Origin of the sequence: Ruania zhangjianzhongii (genome assembly GCF_008000995.1) — a bacterium.
GTDB lineage: Bacteria > Actinomycetota > Actinomycetes > Actinomycetales > Beutenbergiaceae > Ruania > Ruania zhangjianzhongii.
Window position 1 is genome coordinate 3,896,231 of record NZ_CP042828.1, and the last position, 10,738, is coordinate 3,906,968.

Annotated in this window: 10 protein-coding genes and 1 pseudogene; 4 read left to right on the forward strand and 7 right to left on the reverse strand. The window is 70.3% G+C overall.

Annotation, left to right across the window (positions count from 1 at the left end; translation table 11 throughout):
* Positions 1-77: 77 nt before the first annotated feature.
* A complete protein-coding gene (locus FU260_RS18090) occupies positions 78-1,106 on the forward strand; it encodes a ubiquitin-activating E1 family protein (RefSeq protein WP_147918307.1) in 1,029 nt (342 codons plus the stop codon).
* Here the strand turns inward: FU260_RS18090 and FU260_RS24250 are convergent.
* The 3 genes from FU260_RS24250 to FU260_RS18100 form a co-directional block, all read right to left on the reverse strand.
* Entirely contained in the window at positions 1,083-1,448 is a 366-nt protein-coding gene (locus FU260_RS24250; protein WP_280527374.1) for a WhiB family transcriptional regulator, read from the reverse strand. The genes FU260_RS18090 and FU260_RS24250 overlap by 24 nt on opposite strands.
* A 130-nt stretch (positions 1,449-1,578) precedes the next feature.
* The gene (locus FU260_RS24255; RefSeq protein WP_235912269.1) at positions 1,579-1,755 is read right to left on the reverse strand and encodes a hypothetical protein; all 177 of its coding nucleotides are present in this window, start codon (positions 1,753-1,755) and stop codon (positions 1,579-1,581) included.
* A gap of 255 nt (positions 1,756-2,010) precedes the next feature.
* Positions 2,011-4,056, reverse strand: a complete 2,046-nt coding sequence (locus tag FU260_RS18100; protein WP_147918309.1) for an ATP-dependent helicase — start codon at positions 4,054-4,056, stop codon at positions 2,011-2,013.
* Positions 4,057-4,242: 186 nt separating this feature from the next.
* On the opposite strand from FU260_RS18100, the gene FU260_RS18105 reads away from it, so the two are divergent.
* Complete coding sequence (locus FU260_RS18105; RefSeq protein WP_147918310.1) at positions 4,243-4,467, forward strand: mycoredoxin; 225 nt, start codon at positions 4,243-4,245, stop codon at positions 4,465-4,467.
* Between the two features lie 87 nt (positions 4,468-4,554).
* Here FU260_RS18105 and FU260_RS18110 read toward each other — a convergent pair whose 3' ends face one another.
* Together FU260_RS18110 and nudC are read right to left on the reverse strand one after the other, a co-directional pair.
* Positions 4,555-5,067, reverse strand: coding sequence for a hypothetical protein (locus FU260_RS18110; RefSeq protein WP_147918311.1), 513 nt, complete (start codon positions 5,065-5,067; stop codon positions 4,555-4,557).
* Positions 5,068-5,292: 225 nt separating this feature from the next.
* The gene (gene nudC, locus FU260_RS18115; protein ID WP_147918312.1) at positions 5,293-6,264 is read right to left on the reverse strand and encodes an NAD(+) diphosphatase; all 972 of its coding nucleotides are present in this window, start codon (positions 6,262-6,264) and stop codon (positions 5,293-5,295) included.
* Positions 6,265-6,349: 85 nt separating this feature from the next.
* Here nudC and FU260_RS18120 point away from each other — a divergent pair, with 85 nt between their 5' ends.
* Positions 6,350-7,618, forward strand: a complete 1,269-nt coding sequence (locus FU260_RS18120; protein WP_280527375.1) for a phosphotransferase — start codon at positions 6,350-6,352, stop codon at positions 7,616-7,618.
* Between the two features lie 18 nt (positions 7,619-7,636).
* Here the strand turns inward: FU260_RS18120 and FU260_RS18125 are convergent.
* Positions 7,637-9,507, reverse strand: a pseudogene (locus FU260_RS18125) (ABC transporter ATP-binding protein).
* An 85-nt stretch (positions 9,508-9,592) separates the two neighbouring features.
* On the opposite strand from FU260_RS18125, the gene soxR reads away from it, so the two are divergent.
* Complete coding sequence (soxR, locus tag FU260_RS18130; RefSeq protein WP_147918313.1) at positions 9,593-10,048, forward strand: redox-sensitive transcriptional activator SoxR; 456 nt, start codon at positions 9,593-9,595, stop codon at positions 10,046-10,048.
* 16 nt (positions 10,049-10,064) lie between these two features.
* On the opposite strand, the gene FU260_RS18135 is transcribed toward soxR, so the two are convergent.
* On the reverse strand, positions 10,065-10,682 hold the full coding sequence (locus tag FU260_RS18135; RefSeq protein WP_147918314.1) for a malonic semialdehyde reductase: 618 nt from the start codon (positions 10,680-10,682) through the stop codon (positions 10,065-10,067).
* Between the last annotated feature and the right edge of the window lie 56 nt (positions 10,683-10,738).

A 10,738-nucleotide genomic window follows, 5' to 3' on the forward strand; every position in this document is an offset into this window, starting at 1 on the left:
GCCTGGGTTATCCACAGCCTTGGCGGCAGATCCGCACGGGCGCCGCAGATGTGCCAGCCTCGCTGGAGGAGGGAGCGATGATGCGGTTACGTCCCGGCTACGAAGTGTTCTGGCGCGGGCCCGGGTCCACTCAGATCGGCGTGGACCCGAGGTGCGCGGTGGTACTGGACCGGCTCAGCGAGGCCGAACAGCAGCTACTCGCCGACCTGCCCCAGATGATGGATGTCACCTGGCTGCAGGCTCGGGGCAACGAGCTCGGCATGCGGCCGGCGCAGGTGCGGGCACTGCAGCGCCGCCTGGCCCGGTCTGGGGTCCTGACCGAGTCCCCTGCCGGCGGGACTACCAGAGCGGACGAGCAGTACTGGCAGCTCGCCCAAGTGGCCGGCGTGGACCGTCCGGCGGACCGCCGTCGCGGGGTGGTGGAGCTGCGTCGAGCAGACCCGGTGGGCCTGCGTACTGCCCTGGTGCTGGCCCAGGCCGGGGTAGGAACGATCGTGCTCACCGACCCCGGCCAGGTTCTCGCCGAGGACATCGCCGCCGGCCTGTACCGCTCCGATGACCTGGGTGAGCCGCGGGCACGGGCAGGGCTGAGCGTGCTGCGCAACCTCGCTCCGCACCTGCGCACCAGCGTGCCGGCCGGTCGCCGGCCGGATGTCGTGCTGCTGGTGGACCATCTGGTGGTCGATCCGGTGCCGCTGCGCCAGCTGCAGCGCACCGGGCAGCCGTACCTGAACGTGCTGGTCACCGAGGTGGCGCTGCGGGTGGGTCCGTTGGTGCGCGCCGGGAGTGGCGCCTGCAGCACCTGTGTGGAGCACTACCGCAGTGCCGCCGATCCCCGCTGGCCCGCAGTGGCGGCGCAGGCGGCGGTGCGCGGAAGCGGCCGCGTAGAACCCAGCCTCGGCTGGTGGGGTGCGGTCACTGCCGCACAACAGTTGCTCGCCCTGGTCGATGGGCGTCAGGTGGCCGCCGAGTCGGCGACGGTGGAGCTGACGGCGTGGGAGGCGGTGCCCACCCGTACGGTCTGGTCACCGCACCCGGACTGCGAGTGCGTCTCGAGGCGGCGAGGGCGGACGCGGCCGTCCTCACGCAGCTCCACGGCTGCGTGAGGACGACGGCGCGTACGGGTCGTTCTTGCGGGGGCGTCCGCGGCCGCGCTTGCGGGCGACTACGGCACCGTCGACGAACACCTCGCCACCCCAGACGCCCCACGGCTCTTGCCGCTCGAGGGCGCCGGACAGGCACGCGGCCTGCAGCGGACAGTCGGCGCAGAGCGCCTTGGCCGCTTCGACCTCATCGCTGCGCTCAGCGAACCAGAGGTCCTGGGTGGTGGTGTCCTGACACGGCAGTGGCTGGTCTGCGACGCTGACGGTGTCGGTCAGCGCCGGAAAGGTCCAGCTCGTTGCCGAGCCTCCGCGGGAAAGTTGATCAAGTACGGAGGTGTACTGCACGACGTGCTCCTGGTGCGAGTTCTGGGTGGTCTGCCAGGGGGCCCGTGCTTCCGGAATGGGTGATACCCGGAATGAAGAAAGCCACGGACCCGAGGGGTTCCGTGGCTGCTGCGAAGCAGATGTGGCCTGCTTAGCGCAGTCCTGGCCCGGAACCCGGTGCGAGAGTGCCGCCGGTGGCACCGATACCGCATTCAGCGGTGGCGCCACGGAGGCCGGCGGTGCGATCGATGCGCGGGTAGGTGAACACCTGGGCATCGCGCACACGTGCGCCGGTCTTCGGCAGAATCATCGTCGCGATCATTTCCATGCTGTTCACCTCCTTCTATTCATCGAACCGCTGGTGCTGGCTAGGCACGGCTCGTACCGATCAGGAACGTTGACTACTCTAGGGGCAGCCTCATCCGGGGCCCAAGCCTTTTTCTGAACTTTTTTGAGAATTCTTGTCGGACTACCCGTTTTCCGCGTGATGCTGCGGGAAAGTCATCTCGATCTGATCGGTACTCGCCTCCGGATCGGCCCGGAAGCCCCAGGGCGCAGCCGAGATCTGCGCCACCGGCTGCGCTCAGTCGGCCGCTCCTGCGGGATCCTCTCCACGCACCACCGCGAGGATCTGCGCGCCGTAGGCTTCGAGCTTGGTCGGTCCGATACCGCGTAGCAGCGCGAGCTGGCGCAGCTGAGTCGGCTGGACCGCGGCGATCGCCACCAGCGTGGAGTCGTGCAGCACGGTGAAGGCGGGTTTGTCGATCGCCTGAGCTGTAGTCGCCCGCCAGGCGCGCAGCCGCTCGAAGACCTCGGGATCGGCATCGTTCTCGGTCAGAGCTGCGGACAGTGCGTCGGCTCGGCCGGCCCGGGACCGGCGAGACTTGGGCTTGCTCCCGCTGTCCTCGGCCGGCCAGATGCCGTCGAGGAACCGGGTGTGCCGCCGGGTCCCCCGGCCGCCGACGTTTCGGGCACGGGAGAAGGACAGGTGCAGGTGCTCCCGGGCGCGGGTGATGCCGACGTAGAGCAGCCGCCGCTCCTCGGCGACGGCCTCCTCGGTCTCCGCCATCGAGATCGGCAGCAGCCCGTCGCTGACACCCACCAGGAACACCGCATCCCATTCCAGACCCTTGGCGGCATGCAGGGAGGCGAGCGTGACGCCGTCGACGGTGGGCGCGTGCTGGGCGGACGCCCGCTCCACCAGCTCGGTCACCAGATCCACCAGCCGCGCCCCGCGGCTGGTGTGCAGATCGTCCGCCAGCTGGACCAACGCGTTCAGCGACTCCCACCGCTCCCGCACCGCACCCCGAGCCGCCGGAGGCTCGGGCGCCCAGCCGGCACCGGTGAGCACGTCCCGCACCGCATCCGGCAACGGCATCTCGCCCTGGCTCCGGGCGGCGCCGCGCAGCAGCACGATCGCGTCCTTGACCTCCTTGCGGGAGAAGAACCGTTCACCGCCACGAACCAGGTAACCGATACCGGCCTCGCTCAGCGCCTGCTCGAACGCCTCCGACTGGGCGTTGGTGCGGTAGAGCACGGCGATCTCACTGACCGGCACTCCGCTGTCGACCAGCCGTCGCGCCTTCTGGGCGACACCGGTGGCCTCGGCCTGATCGTCGTCGTAGGCGGTGAAGGTAGCCCCCGGACCGGAGGGGCGCTGCGCCTTCAGCTCCACGGTGGCCTCCGACCGGTGCCGCCCGGCTCGGGCCAGCACCGAGTTCGCCAGGGACACCACCTGCGGGGTGGACCGGTAGTCGCGCACCAGCCGGATCACCGGTGCCTCCGGGTAACTCCGGGAGAAGGTGGTCAGGTACCGGGAGGTGGCACCGGTGAAGGAGTAGATCGTCTGCGCGGCATCGCCCACGACACACAGTTCCTTGCGGTCCCCCAGCCAGAGCGAGAGCAGCCGGTGCTGCAGCGGGGAGACGTCCTGGAACTCGTCCACCACAAAGTGCCGGTACTGGCGGCGCACGGTATCGGCGACGTCACCGCGCTCAGAGAGGATGCCAACCATCAGCAGCAGCACGTCCTCGAAGTCGATCACGTGCCGGTCGGTCTTCGCGTCCTCGTAGACCGAGAGCAGGCGAGCGATCGTGGTGGCGTCGAAGCCGGCCACCCCCTCCCGGCCGGCCCGGGCCGAGGCACGGGCGTAGTCGTCCGGGGTGACCAGAGAGACCTTCGCCCACTCCACCTCGGCAGCAAGGTCCCGGATCGCCAGCCGGTCCACGGACATCCCGAGCCGGCTGGCCGCCTCGCCGATCAGCGGTGCCTTGTGCTCCATGATCCGGGGCACGCTGCCGCCGATCGTGGTGGGCCAGAAGTAGGAGAGCTGGCGCAACGCCGCCGCGTGAAAGGTGCGCGCCTGCACCCCGGCCACGCCAAGATCCCGCAGCCGCGAGCGCATCTGTCCCGCTGCCCGGGCCGTGAACGTCACCGCCAGCACCGTGGTCGGGTTGTACACCCCGGCCGCAACGCCGTGCGCGATCCGGTACGTGACCGCCCGGGTCTTGCCGGTGCCGGCACCGGCAAGCACACACACCGGACCGGTCAGCTGCTCGGCGACAGCACGCTGGTCCTCGTCGAGAGCATCGAGGAGGGTGTCGGCATCCGGCGGGGCTGGTGTGGTCATCGCCTCGATTCTCGCAGCCCCCGCCGACATCCCGGCCCAGGGTGTGCACAGCCGGCGCCACGGCCGGAATACCGCCTCGTCGGCAGCGGTTGACCGCAAAAGAGCAACCGACCGTGCGACCACCGACCGCACCCCACTGGAGGACTTGTGAGCAGCACCGCCCGACCGGAACCAGGCAGCGTCGTCATGTACAGCACGACCTGGTGCGGCTACTGCCGCCGGCTGAAGACCCAGCTCACCGGAGCAGGTATCCCGTTCACCGAGGTGAACATCGAGGACGAGCCGGCCGCGGCTGCACTGGTGGAGCAGGTGAACGACGGCAACCAGACCGTGCCCACGCTGGTGTTCCCGGACGGCTCGGCGGCCACGAACCCGTCCTTGGCGCAGGTGACCGAACGCCTCGGCGGCTGAGCGGAGAGACCGCAACTGGTCGGCAGAGGGCCCTGACCACCAGCTGGTGGTCAGGGCCCTCTGTGCTGTGCTGTGCTGTGAGGAGTCTCAGGCGCTACCGAAGTTCACCGAGACGTTCTCCACCGCGTGCGAGACAGAGATCCGCACGCCTGCGACCGATCCATCCGCCAGACCGGTGATCAGCTCGGTGAGCTGGTCCGACCGCTCGTCGGCGGTCCCGGCGAGCTCGTCGGCGTACTCGGCGATCTCGGCGTGCTCGGCATAGGTGGCGGCCTCGGTCAGTGCAGCGAGAACGTCCGCGACGGAGTCCTCGGTGACCTCCACCTGGGTCAGCTCGGCGAGCTGGTCCGCACTCACCGTGAGGACGGTCCGGTAGTCGTCATCGGTGAGCACGGTGTAGGCCGGGCCCTCGGTCGCCGTGTGCCCCTCAGAGGACAGGCCGACATCGCCGGAGTCCTCACCACTCTCGTCGCCGGAGTCCTCATTCTGCTCGGCGGAGGCGTCCTCGGCCGGAGCGGAGGCAGCCGGAGCGTCTTCCTCCGGGGCGTCCGAGGTGGCGGACCCGGCGCCACCACAACCTGCCAGGGCCAGCACTGCCATGAGTGCTCCCGCAGTCCACAACCGCTTCACGTACGTCCTCCGATGCTCTCGAGTGGGCATGACGATGTTGGCCGAAAATCTCGGCCAAGGATGAAGCCCCCGTCGCGCCCCGATATCTGGACGCTACGCGGAGCTGAGAACGGCGGTCAAACAGTTTTCGGTGAGGCAGATCGCACTGTGATCAAGGACACCGGCACAGCTGCTCCGCCCCGGCGCGACCGGGCGTCATTCCGGCTGCGGGAGCGGGCGTCCGAACCACTCCTCGATCAGCGCTCGGGCCACCGAGGTCGGCCGCGGTGGGCGGATCACGCCCTCCGCCCATGCCTGGGCGATCTCCGCTCGGGCGACGAACCGGGCATCGACCACCTCGTCGCCGTCGGGCACCGGATCGCGGTCCTGGGTACGACCGGTGAACGCGCACATCAGCGACGCGGGAAACGGCCACGGCTGGCTGGCCCCGTACTGCACTGGCCCGACCCGCACCCGGGTCTCCTCGAGCACCTCTCGGCGCACGGCCCCTTCCAGGGACTCCCCCGGTTCCACGAACCCGGCCGGCACGGAGTACTGAGTCGCCGGCCAGTGCGCGGAGCGCGCGATCAGCAGCCGGTCGTCCGGGTCGGTGATCGCCATGATCACCGCCGGATCGGTCCTGGGGAAGTGCTGTGAGCCGTCCACCGGGCACCGCCGGACCCAGCCGGCGGCCTCCACGTCGGTGACCGCACCGCACCGTGGGCAGTGGGTGTGGCCGCGGTGCCAGTTCGCCAGGGCGAGGGCCGCGGTGACCAGCCCGGCGTCGATCTCGCCGAGCAGAGCGCCGATGTCCCGCAGATTCACCGCTCGGGGTCCGCCGGTGGCCAGATCGGGCGACCCGTCCCCCGCCGGCCAGCGCTGCTCGGCCCCTTCGTCCGCACCGGCGGCCGGTTCCAGCGCCGCCAGGTAGCGCCGGCCATCGGCAACGCCCAGGTACGCCCAGAGGACCTCAGCTCCGGTCGCCGACGCCGGCGGAGTACCCTCAGCCGCCGTGGTGACCAGCGCCGGCTGCCCGGTGCGGAAGTCGGCGAGCACCTGGGTGCCGCGCACGGTGAGCACGCGGGTGGCCGGATCCGCGGCGAGGTCGTCGAGCAGCCCCTCCTCGACCCGCCGGGCGGTGTCCCGGTCCAGCCCGAGGCGGGCGAGCGGGAGTTCGTCCGAGTTCACCGGTCCACCGTAGTACCGCGACGGAGTTCGGGGCGCGCCGCGACCAGCGCCCGGGGAAGAGCCTCGGCTGGCCTACCGTGGTGCCGTGCCCGAGAACCAGCGCTCCCCTCTCGCCCTGGCGGCCTTGGCCACGGTGGCGATCCGTGGTCTGGACGTGGTCGCCACGCGGCCTCCGCGCAACCCCGGCGCCGACTTCGACGTGGTCGGAGTGATGGATGCGCAGCGACGGCGATGGATCGTGCGCGCACCGCGCACGGCGGCTGCCGGTGCCGCGCTGGAGGGCGAGGTCGCGCTGCTGGAGCAGCTCGGGCAGGCCGTCGACGGCGGAGCGTTGCGTTTCCAGGTCCCTCGCCCAGGTGGGTTCGCACCTCTTCCCGAAGGCGGTCGAGCCATGGTGTACCGCGAACTGGTCGGCGCGCCGATCCAGATCGGCGCGCTGCGGCAGGGGCCCGGCCTGGCTGCTCAGCTGGGCCGGGCGCTGGCATCGGTGCACGAGCTGGACCCCGCTCTGGTGGCCGACGCCGGTCTGCCGTCCTACGACGCCGAGTCCTACCGACAGCGGCGGCTGACCGAGGTGGACGAGGCCGCCCGCACCGGACACGTTCCGGCCGGTCTGCTGCGCCGGTGGGAGCATGCCCTGGAGAACGTGGCACTGTGGCGTTTCGGTGCCACCCCGGTGCACGGCGACCTCGCGGCAGAGCACCTCCTGGTCGACGACGGTGACGTGACCGCCATCCTGGACTGGTCCGAGGCCCGGGTGGCCGATCCCGCCGATGATCTCGCCTGGCTCTATGCCGAGGCCGGAGACGAGGCGCTGGAGTCGATCCTGGAGGCCTACGCGCTCGCCCGGACGGAGTCCACCGACGACCACCTCGGCGACCGCGCTCTGCTCGCCGGTGAACTAGCGCTGGCCCGGTGGCTGATGCACGGCGTACGCACCCGGGACGGGCAGGTCATCGACGAGGCGATCGCGATGCTCGGCCAGCTGGAGGTGGACCTTGCCGGTGCGGCCCCGATCGGCCATGTGGAGCCGGTGGTCGAACCGGTGGAGCCAGTGGTCGAACCGGTGGAGCCGGTGGCCGCACCCCTCGACGACGAACTGGTCGAGGACTTCGACCCGGCGGAGGACTACGCCGACGAATCGGCCCCCGACATCCCCGCTGAGGACACCGGGCCGGACGAGATACCGGCGGAACCGGGTGGCACCACCTTCATCGGGGACGATTCGGACACTGCGGAGCTGCGCCGTGAGGACCTTCGGGTGCCCGACTACGAGCGGCGCTCGGTACCGCGCGGCCAGGACGACACCCCCACCACGCAGCTCCCGCCCCAGTCGCCCGCCGAGGAGGACTGAGGCGACGAGCCTGCGCCGTCACGCTGCAGCACGCTCGAACTGGGACCGGTAGAGCTCGTCGTACCGGCCGCCGGTGGCGAGCAGCTGGGCATGAGATCCGGACTCGACGATCCGGCCGGCCTCGAGCACCAGGATGGTGTCCGCGGACCGGACGGTGGAGAGCCGGTGGGCGATCACGATCGCCGTGCGACCGGCCAGGGCCTCACCGAGGGCTTCCTGCACGGCAGTCTCGGAGGTGTTGTCCAGGGTGCGCGGTCGCCTCGTCCCAGGATCACCACCTGGGAGCGGGCGAGCAGCACCCGGGCGATGGTCAGCCGCTGACGCTCACCACCGGAGAGGCGGTAGCCGCGCTCACCGACGACGGTGTCCAGCCCGTCGGGCAGGCCGGTGACGAGCTCGGCGAGCCGTGCCCGCCTCAGCGCGTCCCAGAGTTCGGTATCGGTGGCCTCGGGCCGAGCCAGCTGCAGGTTGGCCCGGATCGTGTCATGGAAGAGGTGACCGTCCTGGGTGACCATCCCCACCGTGGTCCGCAACGAATCTGCGCTGAGGCTCCGGACATCGGTGCCACCGATCCGGACCGTGCCCTCGTCCACGTCGTACAGCCGAGGCAGCAGCGAGGCGATGGTCGACTTCCCCGCACCGGAGGAACCGACCAGAGCCACGGTCTGGCCCGGTTCGGCGCGGAAGGAGACCTCGTGCAGCACCGGTTCGCCGCCCCGGTCGTCCAAGGCGGCGACCTCTTCCAGCGAGGCCAGGGACACCCGCTGCGCTGACGGGTAGCCGAAGCTGACCCGGTCGAACTCCACGGAGACAGCGCCGGCAGGCACCGCCTGAGCGTCGGCACGGTCCTGGATCAGGGGCTCCAGGTCGAGCACCTCGAAGACCCGCTCGAAGCTGACCATGGCACTCATCACCTCGACCCGGGCGTTGGCCAGCGCGGTCAGCGGGGCGTACAGCCGGGTGAGCAGCAGAGCGAGGGAGACCACATCGCCGGCCGCCAGCCGGCCGTCCAGGGCAAGGGCCCCGCCGAGGCCGTAGACCAGCGCCAGCGCGAGCGCGGAGACCAGGGTGAGGGCGATCAGGAACACCTGCTGCAGCATGGCGCTACGGACGCCGATGTCCCGCACCCGCGCGGCGCGCTCGGAGAACTCTGTCGACTCCTGAGCGGGCCGGCCGAACAGCTTGATCAGGGTGGCGCCCGGGGCAGAGAACCGCTCGGTCATCCGGGTGGTCATGGTGGCGTTGTGGTTCGCCGCCTCGCGGCGCAGCCGAGCAAGCCTGGCCCCGAGCTTGCGCGCGGGCAGGACGAACACCGGGAGCAGCAGCAAGGTCAGCAGCGTCACCTGCCAAGACAGGCTGGCCATCACCACCAGTGCCAGGAGCAGCGTCACGGTGTTGCTGACCACCCCGGAGAGGGTGTCGCTGAAGGCCCGCTGCGCCCCGAGGACATCGTTGTTCAGCCGGCTGACCAGTGCCCCGGTGCGGGTGCGGTTGAAGAACGCGATCGGCATCCGCTGCACGTGGTCGAAGACCGTCGTGCGCATATCGAGGATCAGCCCTTCACCGATCGTGGCCGAGAGCCAGCGCTGCGCCATGCTCAGCCCTGCCTCGACCATGGCGATCACCGCGATCACCACCGCCAGCGAGATGACCACCGAGAGCGCCGCACCGGCGACGATGGCATCGATCACACGACCGGCGAGCAGCGGCGTCGCCACAGTCACCGCGGCGAGGACGACGCCGATGCCGACGAATACGGCCACCCGCCGCCGGTGTGGGCGCGCGAACCCACCGATCCGGCGCAGCGTCTCCTTCGAGAACGGCCGCCGGTCCTGCTGCGCGTGCATCGCGGTGTACATCGAGTGCCACGCGGCCGATTCCATACTCATCCGAACAACTCCCGTCCAATGGCTCTTGCGGGTCCAGCCTGCAACCTCAACAATGGTTGAGGTCAACAGGGAGAGGAGTGTGAGGATGACCACGCCAGCCTGGCATCAGGGTGAGCTCAGCGTGGGTGAGGTGGCAGCCCGCAGCGGAGTCCGTGTCTCGACCCTGCACTTCTACGAGCGCAGCGGGTTGATCCAGGCCCGCCGCACCACCGGCAACCAGCGCCGGTACCGGCGCGATGTCCTGCGCCGGGTCGCCCTGATCCGGATCGCTCAGCGAGTCGGGATCCCGCTCGCCGACGTGCGCGCAGCACTGGCCGAGCTCCCCGAGGCACGGACCCCCACCCGACGGGACTGGCAGCACCTCTCAGAGCGTTGGCAGGCCGAGCTGGACGAGCGGATCCACCGCCTCCAGCAGCTCCGGGACGACTTCACCGACTGCATCGGCTGCGGCTGCCTGTCCATCGACCGGTGCTCACTGGCCAACCCCGAGGACGCGTTGGCCACACACGGCCCAGGACCCCGGCGGCTGCTGGAGTCCTGAGCTCAGAGCACAGAACTCAGAGCACGGTGGCGGCGTCGGCGAACTCCAGCCGGGGCAGCCGCGGCAGCGCCGTACCGCTGCCCTCGGTGTAACCGACGTTGACCACCATCAGGGACTGCCAGCCGTTCTCGGCGAAGAACTCGGCGTCGACGGCGTCGAAGTCCATTCCGTTCATCGGGCCGGTCGCCAGCCCCGCGGCCCGCAGCCCGACGATCAGGTAGCCGGCCTGGATCAGCGCATTGGTCCGAGCCATCGGCGCACAGGCTTCCGGTGACTGGCTCAGTTGCTCCTGCACCTGCGGAGCGTGCGGGAACAGGGTCCCCATGTGCTGGTAGAAGGCGGGATCAGCGGCGAGCACCAGGGTCATCGGTGCCGTGGCGACCCGTTCCCGGTTCCCTTCGGCCATCAGCGGCACCAGCCGCTCGCGTGCGGCTCCCCGGCGCAGCACCAGCAGCCGCAGCGGCACGATGTTCATCGCGGTCGGTCCCCACTTGATCAGGTCGTAGACGTCCCTGATCTGCTCGACACTGACCTCCGTGTCGGTGAACTCCCGCGCTGTCCTCGCGGTGCGGAACAGCTGGTCCGCGGTCTCCGGATCGAGCTGCAGGTCTCGGACGAGGGTGTCGATACTCATAACCAGAAGCCTACGGTTGAACGTTGAACAAACTGTCATCGGGCGGCCGTGAGGTT